Below are 16,383 nucleotides of genomic sequence, written 5' to 3'. Positions count from 1 at the left end.
GAGGGTACAGCTAATCTGACGGACAGTCAGCTACTGCGACTCCGACGGCGGGAGGGTTAGCTATGCGCGGCGACCTGGAGTGGGGCTCCATCCCGAGGCTGGTACGGAGCGCCGCGGAACGGTACGGCGAGCGGGAGGCCGTCGTCGAGGGCCGTACGCGCGTCACGTACGCCGAACTGGGCGAGCGCGTCGAGCGGGCGGCGGCTGCGTGCATCGCGGCGGGCGTGGAGCCGGGCGACCGGGTCGCCGTGTGGGCGCCGAACACGTTGGACTGGATCGTCTCCGCGCTCGGGGCGGTCTCGGCGGGGGCGGTGCTCGTACCGCTCAACACCCGCTTCAAGGGCACGGAGGCGGCGTACGTCCTCGAACGCTCCCGCGCCAAGCTGCTCTTCATCACGGGCACGTTCCTCGGCACGTCGTACGTGGCGTCGCTGCGCCGAGCGGAGGTGGAACTGCCGTACCTGGAACAGGTGGTGGTCCTGGCGGACAGCGCGCCCGAGGACTACCGGACCTGGAAGGACTTCCTGGCGGGCGGCGACGGTGTGCCGGCGTCGGAGGTACGCGCGAGGGCGGACGCGGTCGCCTCCTCGTCCCCCTCGGACATCATCTTCACGTCGGGCACGACGGGCGCGCCCAAGGGTGCGGTGATCACCCATGCGCAGACGCTGCGCTGCTACGGCATCTGGAGCGAGCTGGCGGGCCTGCGCGAGGGCGACCGCTATCTGATCGTGAACCCCTTCTTCCACACCTTCGGCTACAAGGCGGGCATCATCGCGTGCCTGATGCGGGGCGCGACGATGGTCCCGCAGCCCGTCTTCAACGTGGACACGGTCCTGGCGAACATCGCGTCGGAGCGCGTATCCGTCCTGCCGGGCCCGCCGACCCTGCACCAGTCCCTCCTCGACCACCCGGCACGCGACACCCACGACCTGTCGGCGCTCCGGCTGGTCGTCACCGGCGCGGCGGTGGTCCCCCTGCGCCTGGTCGAACGCCTCCGCAACGAGCTTCGCATCGCGACCGTCCTCACGGCGTACGGCCTCTCCGAGGCGTCCGGCATCGTCACGATGTGCCGCCGCGGCGACGCCCCCGAAACCATCGCCGCCACCTCCGGCCGCGCGATCCCCGGCACCGAGGTCCGCGTCCTCTCCTCCGCTCCCGGCGAACCGGGCGAGGTCCTGGTCCGCGGCCACAACGTCATGCGCGGCTACTTCGAGGACGAGGACGGGACGGCCAAGGTCCTGGACGAGGACGGCTGGCTCCACACGGGCGACGTGGGCGTCCTGGACGAGGCGGGCAACCTCCGCATCACCGACCGGATCAAGGACATGTTCATCGTCGGCGGCTTCAACGCGTACCCGGCAGAGATCGAGCAACTCCTGGGTCTCCACCCTGACATCGCGGACGTGGCCGTGATCGGCATCCCTGACGGGCGGCTGGGCGAGGTGGGCAAGGCGTACGCGGTCCGGCGCCCCGGTTCGACGCTGACGGCGGACGACCTGATCGCGTGGTCCCGGCGGGAGATGGCGAACTACAAGGTGCCGAGGTCGGTCGAGTTCGTGGCCGAGCTGCCGCGGAACGCGAGCGGGAAGGTCTTGAAGACGGAGCTCAGGGCCAGGGGGTGACGGCTCCGGTCACCCCTTCGAGCGAGTGCCACGGCCCGGTGCGAGCGGTATGGTCGAAGGTATGGCAACCAAGAAGTACACCGTCACCCTGCCGGAAGAGCTCGCGGAGGAGATCCGCAAGGAAGTCGGTCCGGGTGCCTTCAGTGCGTACGTCACGCATGCCATACAGCGCCAGCGCGAGCAGGACCGGCTCGGTGAGCTGGTCGAGTGGATGCTGGAGGAGGGTGGACCCCTCACTGAGGAGGAACAGGCCGCTGCGGAGGCCGAGCGACGGCAGATGGCGCGAATCTTCGCCGAGCAGGCAGCTGACGACCAGAGTTCCGGGCCTTCGGGTTCCTCCTCGGCAGCTGCCTGATGGACCCCGACTGCTACGTCCTGGACAGTCAGGCTCTGTCGCTCGCGGCTCTTAGGGACCGGACGATGTCGGGCCGCCTCAACGAGGCTCATCGGGCGGGCATCCGTGTCGTGACCAGCTCCATGACCCTCATCGAGGCGTATCACGGTCAGGTGCGGCACGCCGCCTGGCAGTGGGTCCTGTCCCGGATTGTCGTGGAGCCGGTGACGCGTGAGGTTGCCGATGAGGCGATCGTTCTCCTGAAGGAAACCGGCCTGCACGGCCACAAGTACGCCATCGACGCCGCGCTCGCGGTCATCGCCGGGCGTCAGCGCGGCAACACGATGATCCTCACGTCGGACGAAGACGACATGAAGAAGCTCTGCCGGCCGGGCGTCGCGCTCTGGCCCGTGTGAGCGCTGCCTGCGACCAACACCCTGTCGGATGCGAGTCTCGCCCTGGGGCAGGGCAGGGCAGGGCAGGGCAGGGCAGGGCAGGGCAGGTGCCGCGTGCAGTCGATGGCGGTCTGCACGCCGTCACCGGCTCCCTGGAAGGCTGTGCCATCGAGATACAGGACCCCGGCCGCCCTCGCGAGCTCGGCGGCTCGCTCCCGGAGATGGGGCCGCTGGCCGGCAAGGGCGTTGTGGAACGCACGCTCCGCCCGGGCCACGCACTGTGTGCAGCACCGCCCGACCTGTGGCTCTATGAGGGAGGGGCGGTCGTCGAAAATGCCTGGCTTCGGTGCTGCGCCTCCGGCAGGCTCCGCAACGATGAGCGACGAATCAGTGAGTGGCCAGGGGTACGCGTTGGCGGGCTCGCACAAGGGACTGCTGCAACGAGGTCGAGGTCTGGGCGCGCTGCTGGCGCCGGACGATCCGGGAACATCCGCCGAGCAGGTGTACGACGCCGTCCGGCATGACTGGCGGTGGGACTCGGTGGACGACCGCCACCTCTACCTGGCGCGGCTGATCCAGGAGCTGGGACTCCCGCTGGATCCGGTGGTCGCCCTGCTGGCACAGGACGAGAATGACTGCGAGAGAGCCACCCGCATGCTGGAACTGCTGGCCGTGTCTGGTTCGGCCGAGGCCCGCGAAGCCCTGCGGGCCTACATCCGCGAGGGCGAGCACTGGGTGGACGTCCTTGAGTCGGTGGCAGATGTCTGGCCGGTCGAATGGTGGGACGACCTGGCCGACGTCGCACGGGCCCGTCTGGCCGGGGAGGAACCGCTGCTGTGGCGGTCCGACCCCTGGGTGCGCTGGGGGATGGGCCCCGTGCCCGCCGCCCGCGTTCGCCCACCACGGATACACACGATCGACCTGAGTCCGAGCGGCCACCGACTGCTGTCCGTACTGGCCGATGGCGGTGCGGCCGACGGCGCAAAGACCCAGGCCCTGCACACCTTGGCCGGTCGCCCACCGGAGCCGGCCCTGATCTCCTTGGTGCCCGGACTGGGGACGGTGGACGACGAACGGTCCCTGCCCGGGCTCGCGCGTGCGATCGAGCGGCTCGGCGCCCTTGCCGTCCCTGAGGCGCGGGTCTGGGCAGCGGACGAGCGGCCCTGGTTGTCCTGGACCGGCATCCGGGTTCTGGCCGAACACGGCGAAGCCCAGGACCTGCCCGTACTGATGAACGAACTCTCAGCCCACGAGGAGGCACGGCGGTGGTGCGGCCCCGACCGGCTGGCAGCCGGTCTTGCCCGCTTCGGGCCGACGGCCGCGGAGGCAGCTCCGGTACTGCGCCGACTCTGGCTGCGCACCCCGCACTCCTACGAACGGCCGGCATACCTGAAGGCCCTGGCGGCCATCGCCCCGGTCGGACTCGGCCGGGTGTACATCGAGTCGCTCTGGGACTGCGAATCGAACTCCCGGTTGCTGGGCATTGCCTCCGCACCCGACGTGCCACAGGTCCGGCAGCGGCTTGTCCGGCTGCGGGACGACCCGATGGAGGAGCCCGAGGTCAGGGCCGCCGCCAGGGGCCGCCTGGCTATCACCTCATGAGCACAATACTTGGCGAGAACCGCCAACTATTGGGCTCAGTATCCCAATTGACGAGCTTGGACATATCGCGGCCGCGGCGGCTCCCCCTCCGCGCCGCCGCGGCCGCACCCCGTCGGATGTGAGTCCTAGTCCTGGGGCGGAGCAGGGGCGTGGTGGTCGCCCATGGTGGTGATGCCGCCGTCCTTCGGCGGGGCCGGCGCGTGGTGGTCGCCGAGGGTCGTGACGTCACCGTCTGCGGGCGGGACGGGTGCGTGGTGGTCGCCCATGGTGGTGATGCCGACTTCGGCGGGCGGGACGGGTGCGTGGTGGTCGCCCATCGTGGTGATGTCTTCGTTCTTCTTCTCGTCGCTCATCGTCGTCAGCTCCCCTTCGTGCCGGCGATGCGGCATCTGATCGGTAACGCCCGTTCGGCGACTCCCCCGAGGGCCGCCGAACGGGCGTTTTCGGGACGCTCACCTTAGCGATGAGCCCCTGGCGACCCGTCTGCCCCCCGATGCGACGGACCGATACGTAGAGAGTGCCGGGCAGGGATAAACGAATGCTGAACGTCTCACGCGCCAGGGGTCACGCGGCCGCAATCGGCGCCAGTAGACGCCGGACCTCGTCGGCCTCGGCGGCGCCCACCTGCTGGTAGATGGCCAGTGCCTCGCGCCAGCAGGCACGGGCGCGGCCGCCTTGGCGAAGTGCTTCGAGGGCCTTGCCCAGCACGGTGAGGGTGTTGCCCCGCATGCGATCGCCGCCGATGCAGCCGATGGCCAGGGCCTGCTCGGCGTGCTGCGCCGCCTGTGCCGGGCGGTGCGCCCCCAAGTGGGCCTCGGCGATACGGAAGTGTGTGGTGCCTTCCCAGAGGCGCTGACGGTTCTTCTCGAAGATGTGGAGAGCCTCGTCGTACTGCTCCAGCGCCTCGGCCTGACGACGTGCTTGGGTGAGGGCGACCCCAAGGGCATAGCGGGCATTGGCCAGTCGGAGCGTATGCCCGATCTGGTGGTAGATCGCGATGCCCTGTTGCGCGAGTGCGATGCCCTGCTCGGTGCGCCCCAAGGCGACATGAATGCGTGAGAGGTTGCTCAGAGCGCTGGCCTCGCCGGGGAGATTCCCGTCGGCTCGGGAACCCTCCATCGCCCGGCGCAGGAGCTCCTCGGCTTCCTCGTTCCGCCCTTGGACGAGGGCGATGATGCCGCGGTCGTTGTCGGACCAGTAGACGGGTGCGGGATCATCGGCGATCTTCGCGAGCCGTGCCGCCTGCTTGGCCTCCTCGTCCGCGTCCTCGTAACGCCCTGCCACCAGGTGGACGTTGGTCACTGAGGTTCGGGCGCGGCCCTCGGTGCGCGGGTCGCCGGCGGCCCGGGCTGCTTCGAGAGCCGCGAACGCGACCGACTCGTACACCTTCGAGTTGGCGCCGGACTCCGCGAGGTCCTGCGCCGCCCACAGTAGGTCCACGGCGCGCCGGAGCTGCGCCCCTGCCGATGCTTGCCGTGCGCATGCCAGAAGGCAGTTCGCCTCCGCGTAGAGCCAGTCCTGGGCGTCGTTCCGGTCGGCGAACTCAAGTCCCGCATCCCCCGTCGGCTCCAGGTGGTCCACCAGCCTGTCGCCCGGGCGTCCGATGGCGAACACCCTCGCCGCCGTCGCCAGATAGAAGTCCAGCAGCCGCGACAGCGCCGCCTCCCGCTCCTCCGGCGGCTGTTCGTCCCGCTCCGCGCACGCACGCGCGTAGAGGCGTACGAGGTCGTGGTAGCGGTAGCGTCCCGGCGCCGCGGACTCGACCAGCGAGGTGTCGACCAGGGCCTCCAGCAGGTCCTCGGTGTCCTGCGGCGGCAGGTCGAGGACGGCGGCGGCCCCGGCCAGGGAGATGTCCGGGCCGTCGGCGAGGCCGAGGAGGCGGAAGGCGCGGGCCTGGGCGGGCTCCAGCTGGCCGTAGCCCAGCTCGAAGGTGGCCTTGACGGCGAGGTCGCCGGCCTGGAGTTCGTCGAGGCGGCGCCGCTCGTCCGCGAGCTTGGCGGCCAGGACCGAGACCGTCCAGGTGCGGCGGGCGGCCAGCCGGGAGGCGGCGATACGGATGGCGAGTGGCAGGAAGCCGCAGGCGGCGACGACGTCGAGGGCGGCCTTGCGTTCCGCGGAGACCCGCTCGACGCCCACGATCCGGGTGAAGAGCTGGAGGGCTTCCTCGGGGGACATCACGTCCAGGTCCACCAGGTGCGCGCCGGCCAGGTCGACCATGCGTACCCGGCTGGTGATGAGGGCGGCGCAGCCTGCCGTGCCGGGCAGCAGAGGGCGGATCTGGGCCGCGTCGCGTGCGTTGTCCAGGAGGACGAGGATGCGGCGGCCGTCGAGCGTGGAGCGGTACAGCGCCGCCCGCTCGTCGAGGGAGTCGGGGATCGCCGAGTCCGCGGTGCCGAGGGCCCGCAGAAAGGCCCCGAGCACCGTTTCCGGCTCGGCGGCCCGCGCGCCCGCGCCCTGGAGGTCGACGTACAGCTGGCCGTCAGGGAAGTGCGCCCGGGCCTCGTGGGCGACGTGCACGGCGAGCGTCGTCTTGCCGACGCCGCCGATGCCCGCGAGCGCGGAGACGGCCATCACCGAGCCCTCGGCGGTGGCGAGTTGCTCGCTCAGTTCCCGTACGAAGGCGGCGCGCCCGGTGAAGTCGGGGACAGTCGCGGGGAGTTGGGCCGGGCGGGTTATCTGCGGCGCGCTCGGCGTCGGCTCCTCGACCGGACGGGCCAGTTCCGCGTCGGCCTGGAGGATGCGCTGCTGGAGCCGGGACAGCTCGGGGCGCGGGTCGACGCCCAGTTCGTCGGCGAGGAGCCGCCGGGTGTCGGCGTACACCGCGAGCGCCTCGGCCTGCCGTCCGCTGCGGTAGAGCGCGAGCATCAGCAGCTCGCGCAGCCGCTCCCGCAGCGGGTGGGTGGCCGTCAGTGCGGTGAGCTCGGACACGGCCTCCGCGTGGCAGCCGACGTCGAGGTCCATCTCCAGGCGGCTCTCCAGGAGCTGGAGCCGCCACTCCTCCAGCCGGGCCCGCTGCGACTCGGCGTAGGGCCCGGGCACGGAGGCGAGTGCCTCGCCGTCCCACAGCCCCAGTGACTTGTTGATCAGCCCCCGCGCCCGGCAGCGGTCGCCGCCCGCCCGTGCCTTCTCGGCGTCGGCGACGAGCTCCTGTGCGACGTGCAGGTCGAGGGCGTCGGCCGGGGTGCGGATGGCGTAGCCGCCTGACTCGCTGACGAGGGCGCCGGGGCCGAGGGCCTTGCGCAGCCGTGACGCGTACGTCCGTACGGCCGCCAGCGCCTGTGAGGGCGGCTCCTCGCCCCAGATCGCGTCGATCAGCTCGGCGGCGGTGGCGGTGCGTCCCTCGCGCAGCAGCAGAGCGGCCAGCAGCGCCCGCTGCTGCGGTGAGCCGGAGGGCAGGGCCTCGCCGTCGCCCCAGGCGCGCACGGGTCCGAGCACGCTGAAGCGCAGGCCGCCGCCGCCGTGCCGTACCGGAGACCGTTGCTCCGGAACGCGTGTCGGTGCGGAGGGCCCGTTCCCACGGTCCATAGCTTCCCCCTCGCCGGTATCGCCCCGGACAGTCTGCCTTGCGGGGGGCGGGCTCGTCAGCAATGGGTGACTCTCTGCACAGGATCTGCGGGTTCGGTCCGAGATCGGCCCACCCAGGCAGCTGACGGACCGTCAGATCGGCGCTACCGTGGAGCGCATGGAGACCTTCCCGAAGATCATCTCGGTGGACGACCACACGGTGGAGCCGCCCGACGTCTGGCGGGACCGGCTCCCGTCGAAGTACCAGGACAGCGGCCCGCGCATCGTCCGGGCGCCGCTGAAGGAAATGACCTTCCTGGGCGGGAAGTTCGCCCCGGTCATGGGCGCCCCGGGCGACGAGGGGCCGATCGGCGACTGGTGGGTGTACGAGGACCTGCACCGGCCGCTGACCCGCCTCGACACCGCGGTCGGCTACGACAGGGACGAGATCCGGCTCGAGGTCATCACGTACGAGCAGATGCGGCCGGGCTCGTACAGCGTGCCCGACCGGCTCGCCGACATGGACGTCAACCATGTCCAGTCGGCGCTCTGCTTCCCCACCTTCCCGCGCTTCTGCGGGCAGACCTTCACCGAGGCGAAGGACCGCGAGCTCGGGCTGCTCGGGGTCCGGGCGTACAACGACTGGATGGTGGAGGAGTGGTGCGGGCCCGAGGCGCAGGGCCGGCTGATCCCGCTGACACTGATCCCCCTGTGGGACCCGGAGCTCGCCGCCGCGGAGGTACGGCGCAACGCGGCGCGTGGCGTGCGGGCCGTGGCGTTCTCCGAGATACCCCCGCACCTCGGCCTCCCGTCCATCCACACCGACGAGTGGGACCCGTTCCTCGCGGCGTGCGACGAGACCGGCACGGTCGTCGCCATGCACATCGGCTCCTCGTCGAGGATGCCGTCGACCTCGGCGGACGCCCCGCCGGCCGTCGGCTCGACCATCACCTTCGCCAACTGCTGCTTCTCGATGGTCGACTGGCTGATGAGCGGCAAGTTCGAACGCTTCCCGAACCTGAAGATCATGTACGCGGAGGGCCAGATCGGCTGGATCCCGTACATCCTGGAGCGCGCGGACGTGGTGTGGGAGGAGAACCGCGGCTGGGGCGGCGTCGCGGACAAGGTCCTGCGGCCGCCGTCCGAGCTCTTCGCGGAGCACGTGTACGGCTGCTTCTTCGACGACGCCTTCGGGCTGCGGAACCTGGACGCGATCGGCGTCGGGAACGTCCTGTACGAGACCGACTACCCGCACTCCGACTCCACCTGGCCCAAGTCGCGCGAGGTGGGGGAGTCCCAGATGGGGCACCTGGCGCCCGACGTGGTGGAGCGGATCGTGCGCGGCAACGCGATCGAGCTTCTGGGGCTGACGCCCGAGGGGCTCTGGCCGGGGCCCTGACGCGACGGAGCCGCGGCCCCCGGTGAGGCCGCGGCTCCACGAAGCGCGCGGTCGGCAGAGGGGCACGTTCCCGGACCCCCGCCGGGCGGCGCCGCCCCTGAGACACGCCCGGGACAGGCCGCGGCCGTTCCGCGCAGGACGTGGACATCAAGGCGCGGGCGGCCCCACCATCGGCCCATGACGCTCTCGCTCGCTGAAGCCGACAAGATCCTCGCCGACAACTTCGCCCCGTGGGTGCTCGACCTCGGACTGACCGTCGTCGAAACGGGCGGCCTCCACGCCGTCCTGCGCCTGCCCTGGTCGGACCGGCTCGCCCGCGAGGGCGGGGCGCTCTCCGGCCAGGCGCTGATGGCAGCGGCCGACACGGCGACCGTGATCGCCGTCTCCTCGGCCCGCGGTGCCTTCGTCCCGATGACGACGGTCCAGCAGTCGACCACCTTCCAGCGGGCGGTGACCGGCGCGGACGTCCTGATCGACGCCCGCGTCTCCAAACTCGGCAAGCGCATGGCGTTCGCGGACATCACGATGACGGCGGAGGGCGCGACCGAGCCTGCGGCCCGCGCTTCCACGGTGTACGCGCTGCTGGGTTAGAGGCTGTCCGGCGGCACCTGCCGACCGGCTTCGCCGGGCCGTCCACCGCAGCCGGCCTACCAGGCCACGGGCAGCTCGACCGGGAAGCGCCGGATGGTCTCCGTGTCCCAGCGCACCTCCTCCGCCGGCACGGCCAGCCGCAGCCCCGGAAACCGCTCCACCAGCCGCCCGATCGCCACCTCCAGCTCCGCGATCGCCAGCGGCGCGGCGATGCACCGGTGTCCGCCCCAACCGAAGGTCATATGAGGCAGACCCGGCCGGTCCGGGTCGATGGTGTCGGGGTCCGGGAAGCGCTCCGGATCGCGGTTCGCCGTCAGGTAGGACACATGGACGAAGTCGCCCGTCCGGATCCGGACCCCGCCCAGTTCCACATCCTCCAGGGCCACCCGGGGGATGCCGACCCCCTTGCGGAACGGGATGAAGCGGAGCAGCTCGTCCAGGACGGCGGACAGGGTCTCCGGCCGCTTCCTGAGCCGCTCCATCAGCCCGGGGCGGGTCAGGAGCAGGTAGGAGATGTTGCTGATCTGGCAGGTGGCGGTGTCATGGCCGCTGAGCATCAGCGTCAGCGCCATGACCGCCAGTTCCTGGTCGTCGAGCGCGTCCTCGCCGTCCTTGGCCGCGGCCAGCGCGCTGATCAGGTCATCCCCCGGGGCACGCCGCCGCTCGTCGACCAGCCCACCGAAGTACGCCCGCAGCTCCGCCTTGGCCGTTGCCGCGGCCTGCCGGCTGTCCGGGCCGGTGGAGAGCAACTGATGGGCGTACTCCTGCATCCGGGGCCGGTCGGCCCGTGGAATCCCGAGCAGCTCGCAGATGGTGTGCTGGGGCAGCTGGTCCGAGAGGTGGTGCACCAGATCAGCCGGCGGCCCGGCCGCGGCCATCTCGTCGAGCAGCGTGTCCACGAGCCGTACGATCGCCGTCCGCATCGGGTCCACATGGTGCGGGGTGAACGCCTGCGAGGCCAGCCGCCGCAGCCGGCTGCTGCGCGGCGGGTCCATCACATTGATCGACTCCGGGGAAACGATCGGCTCCGGCGTGAGCCGCGGATAGTCACGGCCCATGATCTCCGCCCGGCTGAACCGGTGATCGGTGGTCACCTTCCGAACGCCGTCGAACCCGGTGACCAGCCAGGCATGGGCATCGCCGTACGGCAGCCGGATCCGTGTGATGGTTTCGCGGGCCATCAGTTCCGCGAGCGAGGGATCGAACTCCAGGCCATCGCTGAAGTCGAACGGGCAGGTGGTTACTTCGCCGGTTTCGGGCATCGCTGCTGCTCCAGCTCCAGGAAGACGATCGCTGCTGACGCGCGTAGGAGACGAGCGGGAGACAGCCACCTCGGCATTTCCCGCGTATGCCATATGTGTGCACTGCATCGGTGCCGGACACCTCCGCACGCCCGGATGGCCCCGTCCGAGCGGCCTGCGGATGTCCGGACGGGAGCCGGGGGGACCGCCTGGGCTCCGAATCGAGGGGCAGGCCGGCAGTCACCCGAAAGTGGGGCCCACCCCGGTCCGGTCTCTGAGCGTGTGCATGACACTGATGGAGTCGATAGCGTGAGGTCCGGGAAGATGGTTCCGGTACCCCCGGGGCCCGTCGGCATCCCCTGTTCCGCCGCCCGCACGACAGACAAGGACCCCCTCCCATGCGCATGCGCCGCACCGTGGCCGTCGTGGCGTTCCTCGCCGGTACCGCACTCGCCGGCGGCGGCGCCGTGGCCGTCCAGTACCTCGGGACACCGGACACCGGGGTGACCGTGCGTACCGAGCCGAAGAAGAGCCGCGCCGACTACGTACGCCTGTGGGAGGCCGAACTCGCGAAGTCCGGCCGGACGCTCCCCGCCGATGTGGACCGCATGACGACGCAGGAGATCATGGACGCCTGGACGTCGGAGCGGGCGAAGTACGCCGAGCCGAGCTGATCCGCCGACCCGGCGGGACCACGCATGAGAGGAACGGGGCCCGGAACTGGGGCCCCGTTCCTCTGTGTGACGTGGATCAGGCGGCGTTGGCCGCGTCGATCACGTTCGCGGCCTGCGAATCGTGAATGGACGAGAACTGGTCGTCGGAGATGCGGTTGCCGTCCGCGTCCGCCTCGTGGTGGCTGATGGCACCGACGATCTGCGGGTTGGCCGAGTTCTTGCCGTGGACCATCGGACCGCCGGAGGAACCCTCACCCATGTCGCAGTCCATGGACAGCCGGTCGTCCAGCGGGTTCCACGGCCCGGCGTCCACGGTGTTTCCGTAGCAGAACATCATCCGCTCGCCGGTGAAGTCGGTCCGGTTGTAGCCCTTGCCGGGGTAGCCCGCCGAGTAGATGTCGCTGTAGTCGGTGACGTTCGAGGCGAACAGGTAGCCGAAAGCGCCCACCCTGTCCTGCAGATTGCCGTGCGTCGGGTGCGGGTCCAGCACCAGCGCCGCGTAGTCGGAGCCCTTCAGGTCACCGCTGTCCATCCAGGAGTTCGGCGCGATCTTCGTCTTCACGGCCCATGCCCCGAACGGGCCGTTGCCGTCCCGGTAGCCGGGGATGTACATGAAGTTCTTCATCCACCCCGCGTCGCCCGTCCCGTCGCCCTCGTGGACGCAGTGTCCGGCGGTCCACAGGGTGTTCTTGTTGTTGGCGACGATCGAGGAGGCGCTGCACGTGTGCGGGACGCCCTCGGGGTCGTCGAAGAACAGCCGCCCCACGAGTGCGTACTGCGGCGCGGTGGTGTACGGCACCTCCTGCGCGACGGAGATCTCGTCGGCGGCCGCGGAGCTGGTCGTGAACTGCGTGGCCGTGAGGGACGGCAGCACCGCGTCCGCCGACCGCGGCCCCGCCTGCGCCGGTATGCCGCTGCCGACGGGAGAGCGTTCCGCACCCTGAGAGCGCTCCGCCCCCTGCGAGTGCTTCGGCAGCGAGAGGTCGTTGCGGAGCGCCTGGCGCATCCGCTCCGGCGTCCAGTGGTCCCGCATCTCCTTGGTGGTGGTGGATTCGGCGGCTACCGAGACGCCGGACTCCGTGCCCAGGACGGGGCGGGAGTCGGCGTGTGCCGTGGATGGGCTGAGAGTGAGAGCGACGGCAGCTGCCGTGAGGGACACGGCAAGGAGTCGGTGACGCAACGGACTTCCTCCGAAAGAAATGTAGTTGATCTTGGAAGCGTCGCAGACAACCACAGATGATCAAGCAAATGCAACTGCGAAAAGAAATGCGGAAAAAGCGGAACTCCTTTGAATCTCCCTGCCGTGAATACTTCGTGATGATGAATTGGTTCTTCGGTGATTGTTCCGGCCGTTCCGGCTGTTCCGATCGGTGGTCCACTGCGCCCCATTCCGGCGAATTGCGGCTCGGGGTGCGATTGGGTGGAGTGAGGGGGTGAGTCACTCGTGGACGGCACTCCGGACCGGCCCTGGAGAGCCGGACACCCGCACACCCCTTGTCTGATGGAGCGTCAGCCAAGACCATGGGGATCCATCGAATATGACGGATCGTCAGATCAAAGGGGTCGATCATGGTGGTCTACGGGATGCAGCTCCCGGTCCAGTCGCAGAGCACCATCTACGCCGAGCCCTGGGAGGCCACCGCGGGCCCCGGCGATCTCGCCGAGATCGCCCGCACCGCCGACCGCGCCGGCTTCGACTACCTCGCGAGCTGCGACCACGTCGCGATCCCGCGTCGGCTCGCCGGCGCGATGTCGACCGTCTGGTACGACCCCGTCGCCATGCTCTCCTTCCTCGCCGCGATCACCGAACGCGTACGGCTCCTCAGCCATGTCGCCGTCGTCGGACTGCGCCACCCCCTCCTCACCGCCAAGCAGTACGCGACCCTCGACCACCTCTCCGCCGGCCGTCTGATCCTCGGCGTCGGCGCCGGTCACGTACGGGAGGAGTTCGAGGCGCTGGGCGTGGACTTCGAGCGCCGCGGGCCCGTGCTCGACGAGACGATCGACGCGCTCAGGGCCGCGCTCGGGCCGGAGGAGTTCCCGCGCTTCGAGGGGGAGCGGTTCGCCTTCGAGGGGCTCGGGCAGAAGCCCCGGCCCGCCCAGGCCCGCGTACCCATCTGGGTCGGCGGCTCCTCGCCCGCCGCCGTACGCCGGGCCGCGCTCAGGGGCGACGGCTGGCTGCCGCAGGGCGACCCGCGCGACCGGCTCCCGGCGCAGATCGCGAAGTTCAGGGCGCTGCGCGAGGAGGCGGGGGTCACCGGCCCCGTCGCGATCGGCGCGATCACCGAACCGCTGTACGTCGGCGACGCCACCTGGGACGTCGGCCGCCGCACCCTCTCCGGCAAGGCCGACGCGCTCGCCGAGTCGCTGCGCGCGTACGGCGCGATGGGCGTGGACCAGATCCAGGTGCGGTTCCGCAGCCGGAGCCGCAGTGAACTGACCGACCAGATGGCGGCCTTCGCCGCCGACGTCGCACCACACCTGAACTGAGGAGAGTGGCATGGGGAAGCTGGACGGACGGGTCGTCCTCATCACGGGCGCCGCGCGCGGTCAGGGCGAGCAGGAGGCCCGCCTCTTCGCCGCGGAAGGGGCGAAGGTCGTCCTCGCGGACGTCCTCGACGACCAGGGCGAGGCGGTGGCCAAGGAGATCGGCGGGCACTACGTGCATCTCGACGTGAGCCAGGAGGCCGGGTGGGCCGCCGCCGTCTCCGCCGCCAAGGACGCCTTCGGCCGCATCGACGGCCTGGTCAACAACGCCGGGATCCTGGCCTTCAACGAGCTGGTGAGCACCCCGCTCGAGGAATTCCAGCAGATCATCCAGGTCAACCAGATCGGCGCCTTCCTGGGCATCAAGACCGTCGCGCCCGAGATCGAGGCCGCGGGCGGCGGCACGATCGTCAATACGGCCTCGTACACGGCGCTCACCGGTATGTCCTACGTCGGCGCCTACGCGGCGACCAAGCACGCCATCCTCGGCCTGACCCGGGTGGCCGCGATGGAGCTGGCGGCGAAGAGGATCCGGGTCAACGCCGTCTGCCCGGGTGCCGTCGACACCCCGATGAGCAATCCGGGCGGCGCGGACCCGGAGGCGCTGGACGAGCTGTACCGCAAGCTCGTGCCGCTGGGGCGGGTCGGGCAGCCGGAGGAGGTGGCGCGGCTGGCGCTGTTCCTGTCCAGCGACGACTCCTCGTACATCACGGGCCAGCCGTTCGTCATCGACGGAGGCTGGCTGGCGGGGGTCAGCGTTCTCTGACGATGTACCTGACGCATCGTCAGGTATTGACGCCTCGGACGCGCGGTGGAACAGTCGGTGCATTCAGATCTGACGGTACGTCAGAAACGTAGGGACGGTGGTGGGACCCCCATGGAATTCGGGCTCTTTGTGCAGGGTTACGTCGGCAAGCGCGCCGAGACCGACCCCCTCGCCGAACACAAGGCACTGATGGAGGAGACCGAGTACGTCATCCAGGCCGACAAGTCCGGCTTCAAGTACGCCTGGGCGTCCGAGCACCACTTCCTGGACGAGTACTCGCACCTCTCGGCGAACGACGTCTTCCTCGGCTACCTCGCCCACGCGACCGAGCGCATCCACCTGGGCTCGGGCATCTTCAACCCGCTCGCCCAGGTCAACCACCCGGTGAAGGTCGCCGAGAAGGTCGCCATGCTCGACCACCTGAGCGAAGGGCGTCATGAGTTCGGCTCGGGGCGCGGCGCCGGCTCGCACGAGATCCTGGGGTTCATTCCGGGCGTCACCGACATGAACTACACCAAGAAGATCTGGGAAGAGACCATCGCCGAGTTCCCGAAGATGTGGCTCCAGGAGGAGTACGTCGGGTTCCAGGGCAAGCACTGGTCGCTGCCGCCGCGCAAGATCCTGCCCAAGCCGTACGGCAAGTCGCACCCGGCGATGTGGTACGCGGCCGGCTCCCCGCCCTCGTACGCGATGGCCGCGAAGAAGGGGCTCGGGGTGCTGGGCTTCAGCGTCCAGAAGGTCTCCGACATGGAGTGGGTGCTGGAGCAGTACAAGACGGCGATCGTCGACGCCGAGCCGATCGGCGACTACGTCAACGACAACGTGATGGTGACGACGACGGCGATCTGCGCGCCGACGCACGAGGAGGCCGTACGGATCGCGGTCGGCGGCGGGCTGCACTACCTGCCGTCCCTCGTCTTCCGCTACCACGACACCTTCCCGCGGCCCGAGGGCTTCCCCGTGTGGCCCGAGACGCTGCCCGAGTACAACGAGGAGATCATCGAACTCCTCATCGCCGAGGAGCTGTTGATCTGCGGCGACCCGGACGAGGTGCTCGCGCAGTGCAAGCGGTGGGAGCAGGCGGGGGCGGACCAGCTGTCGTTCGGGCTGCCGATCGGGATCTCGAAGGAGGACACGCTGCAGACGATCAGGCTGGTCGGGGAGCAGGTGATCCCGAAGATCGACACGGATCCGGTCCACCGCACCACCCGCTTCCGCGAGTCCGCTTGACGGTGGGCTCCGCCCGCCCGTCGGCCCCGGTGGGGCTCCGCCCCAGGCCCCCGCTGCGCCCTGCGGGCGGCTGCCCGGGGCCGGGCCCGGCCGTGGCGCCGCCTGCGGCGGGCTTCGTTCCCGCCCCGCCCCTTCCCGAACCGGGGCTCCGTCCCGGACCCCGTTCCGGGGGCTCCGCCCCGGGCTCTCCCCTGCGCTCTGCGGGCGTGGGGGGCGGCGGGGCTCCCTTGAAGCCCGTCCGGCGCTCGAGGACGGACATGCAGGCCGCCCGGACGGTATCGGGCACGCCCCGGGGGCCTGGGGGCTTGCCACCGGTTCGGGAAGGGGCGGGGTGGGCTGTATCGATGTGCGGCTCCGCCGCGTGGCCCCGCGCAGCGGCATCCGGCCACGGACCGGCACCCGGCCGATGACCGGGCATCCGGCCACGGACCGGCACCCGGCCGATGACCGGGCATCCGGCCACGGACCGGCACCCGGCCGATGACCGGGCACCCCCCAACGGACCGGCACCGGGCCACGGACCGACCCTCCCCTCCCA

General features: G+C 70.6%; 14 protein-coding genes. 10 read left to right on the top strand and 4 right to left on the bottom strand.

Annotation, left to right across the window (positions count from 1 at the left end; translation table 11 throughout):
- The first annotated feature begins 62 nt into the window (after window positions 1-62).
- From ACWCXB_RS03125 to ACWCXB_RS03110, 4 genes are all read left to right on the top strand, one after another.
- Window positions 63-1,622, top strand: coding sequence for a FadD3 family acyl-CoA ligase (locus tag ACWCXB_RS03125; RefSeq protein ID WP_450718404.1), 1,560 nt, complete (start codon window positions 63-65; stop codon window positions 1,620-1,622).
- Window positions 1,623-1,683: 61 nt separating this feature from the next.
- The gene (locus tag ACWCXB_RS03120; RefSeq protein WP_450718402.1) at window positions 1,684-1,977 is read left to right on the top strand and encodes a hypothetical protein; all 294 of its coding nucleotides are present in this window, start codon (window positions 1,684-1,686) and stop codon (window positions 1,975-1,977) included.
- Window positions 1,977-2,372 carry a type II toxin-antitoxin system VapC family toxin gene (locus ACWCXB_RS03115; protein WP_450718400.1) on the top strand — a complete coding sequence of 132 codons (396 nt, stop codon included), beginning with the start codon at window positions 1,977-1,979 and terminating at the stop codon, window positions 2,370-2,372. Before ACWCXB_RS03120 ends, ACWCXB_RS03115 begins: the two co-directional genes overlap by 1 nt.
- A gap of 354 nt (window positions 2,373-2,726) precedes the next feature.
- Entirely contained in the window at window positions 2,727-3,953 is a 1,227-nt protein-coding gene (locus ACWCXB_RS03110; protein ID WP_450718398.1) for a hypothetical protein, read from the top strand.
- 125 nt (window positions 3,954-4,078) lie between these two features.
- Here the strand turns inward: ACWCXB_RS03110 and ACWCXB_RS03105 are convergent, their stop codons facing one another.
- The gene (locus tag ACWCXB_RS03105) at window positions 4,079-4,306 is read right to left on the bottom strand and encodes a hypothetical protein (protein WP_450718396.1); all 228 of its coding nucleotides are present in this window, start codon (window positions 4,304-4,306) and stop codon (window positions 4,079-4,081) included.
- A 211-nt stretch (window positions 4,307-4,517) separates the two neighbouring features.
- Window positions 4,518-7,478 carry an AfsR/SARP family transcriptional regulator gene (locus ACWCXB_RS03100; RefSeq protein WP_450718394.1) on the bottom strand — a complete coding sequence of 987 codons (2,961 nt, stop codon included), beginning with the start codon at window positions 7,476-7,478 and terminating at the stop codon, window positions 4,518-4,520.
- Between the two features lie 157 nt (window positions 7,479-7,635).
- Between ACWCXB_RS03100 and ACWCXB_RS03095 the strand changes: the two genes are divergently transcribed.
- Together ACWCXB_RS03095 and ACWCXB_RS03090 are read left to right on the top strand one after the other, a co-directional pair.
- Entirely contained in the window at window positions 7,636-8,856 is a 1,221-nt protein-coding gene (locus ACWCXB_RS03095) for an amidohydrolase family protein (RefSeq protein ID WP_450718392.1), read from the top strand.
- 177 nt (window positions 8,857-9,033) lie between these two features.
- On the top strand, window positions 9,034-9,447 hold the full coding sequence (locus ACWCXB_RS03090; protein ID WP_450718390.1) for a PaaI family thioesterase: 414 nt from the start codon (window positions 9,034-9,036) through the stop codon (window positions 9,445-9,447).
- A 56-nt stretch (window positions 9,448-9,503) separates the two neighbouring features.
- Here ACWCXB_RS03090 and ACWCXB_RS03085 read toward each other — a convergent pair whose 3' ends face one another.
- Window positions 9,504-10,709: a cytochrome P450 gene (locus ACWCXB_RS03085; protein WP_450718388.1), complete on the bottom strand. Its 1,206-nt coding sequence runs from the start codon at window positions 10,707-10,709 to the stop codon at window positions 9,504-9,506.
- A 377-nt stretch (window positions 10,710-11,086) separates the two neighbouring features.
- On the opposite strand from ACWCXB_RS03085, the gene ACWCXB_RS03080 reads away from it, so the two are divergent.
- Window positions 11,087-11,362: a hypothetical protein gene (locus ACWCXB_RS03080; RefSeq protein ID WP_450718386.1), complete on the top strand. Its 276-nt coding sequence runs from the start codon at window positions 11,087-11,089 to the stop codon at window positions 11,360-11,362.
- 76 nt (window positions 11,363-11,438) lie between these two features.
- Here ACWCXB_RS03080 and ACWCXB_RS03075 read toward each other — a convergent pair whose 3' ends face one another.
- Window positions 11,439-12,542: a trypsin-like serine peptidase gene (locus ACWCXB_RS03075; RefSeq protein WP_450718384.1), complete on the bottom strand. Its 1,104-nt coding sequence runs from the start codon at window positions 12,540-12,542 to the stop codon at window positions 11,439-11,441.
- 389 nt (window positions 12,543-12,931) lie between these two features.
- On the opposite strand from ACWCXB_RS03075, the gene ACWCXB_RS03070 reads away from it, so the two are divergent.
- From ACWCXB_RS03070 to ACWCXB_RS03060, 3 genes are all read left to right on the top strand, one after another.
- On the top strand, window positions 12,932-13,852 hold the full coding sequence (locus ACWCXB_RS03070; RefSeq protein WP_450718382.1) for an LLM class F420-dependent oxidoreductase: 921 nt from the start codon (window positions 12,932-12,934) through the stop codon (window positions 13,850-13,852).
- 10 nt (window positions 13,853-13,862) lie between these two features.
- A complete protein-coding gene (locus ACWCXB_RS03065) occupies window positions 13,863-14,615 on the top strand; it encodes an SDR family NAD(P)-dependent oxidoreductase (protein WP_450718380.1) in 753 nt (250 codons plus the stop codon).
- A gap of 111 nt (window positions 14,616-14,726) precedes the next feature.
- Window positions 14,727-15,845, top strand: coding sequence for an LLM class flavin-dependent oxidoreductase (locus ACWCXB_RS03060; RefSeq protein WP_450718378.1), 1,119 nt, complete (start codon window positions 14,727-14,729; stop codon window positions 15,843-15,845).
- Window positions 15,846-16,383 lie beyond the last annotated feature (538 nt).

The organism is Streptomyces sp. NPDC001514, from assembly GCF_053597075.1.
This window is presented reverse-complemented; position numbering and strand designations above follow the sequence as displayed.

Coding starts and splice junctions, on each gene's coding strand:
- ACWCXB_RS03095 (WP_450718392.1), top strand. CDS start 7,636: ATGGAGACCTTCCCGAAGATCATCTCGGTGGACGACCACACGGTGGAG.
- ACWCXB_RS03120 (WP_450718402.1), top strand. CDS start 1,684: ATGGCAACCAAGAAGTACACCGTCACCCTGCCGGAAGAGCTCGCGGAG.
- ACWCXB_RS03085 (WP_450718388.1), bottom strand. CDS start 10,709: ATGCCCGAAACCGGCGAAGTAACCACCTGCCCGTTCGACTTCAGCGAT.
- ACWCXB_RS03060 (WP_450718378.1), top strand. CDS start 14,727: ATGGAATTCGGGCTCTTTGTGCAGGGTTACGTCGGCAAGCGCGCCGAG.
- ACWCXB_RS03105 (WP_450718396.1), bottom strand. CDS start 4,306: ATGAGCGACGAGAAGAAGAACGAAGACATCACCACGATGGGCGACCAC.
- ACWCXB_RS03110 (WP_450718398.1), top strand. CDS start 2,727: ATGAGCGACGAATCAGTGAGTGGCCAGGGGTACGCGTTGGCGGGCTCG.
- ACWCXB_RS03065 (WP_450718380.1), top strand. CDS start 13,863: ATGGGGAAGCTGGACGGACGGGTCGTCCTCATCACGGGCGCCGCGCGC.
- ACWCXB_RS03100 (WP_450718394.1), bottom strand. CDS start 7,478: ATGGACCGTGGGAACGGGCCCTCCGCACCGACACGCGTTCCGGAGCAA.
- ACWCXB_RS03080 (WP_450718386.1), top strand. CDS start 11,087: ATGCGCATGCGCCGCACCGTGGCCGTCGTGGCGTTCCTCGCCGGTACC.
- ACWCXB_RS03115 (WP_450718400.1), top strand. CDS start 1,977: ATGGACCCCGACTGCTACGTCCTGGACAGTCAGGCTCTGTCGCTCGCG.
- ACWCXB_RS03090 (WP_450718390.1), top strand. CDS start 9,034: ATGACGCTCTCGCTCGCTGAAGCCGACAAGATCCTCGCCGACAACTTC.
- ACWCXB_RS03125 (WP_450718404.1), top strand. CDS start 63: ATGCGCGGCGACCTGGAGTGGGGCTCCATCCCGAGGCTGGTACGGAGC.
- ACWCXB_RS03070 (WP_450718382.1), top strand. CDS start 12,932: ATGGTGGTCTACGGGATGCAGCTCCCGGTCCAGTCGCAGAGCACCATC.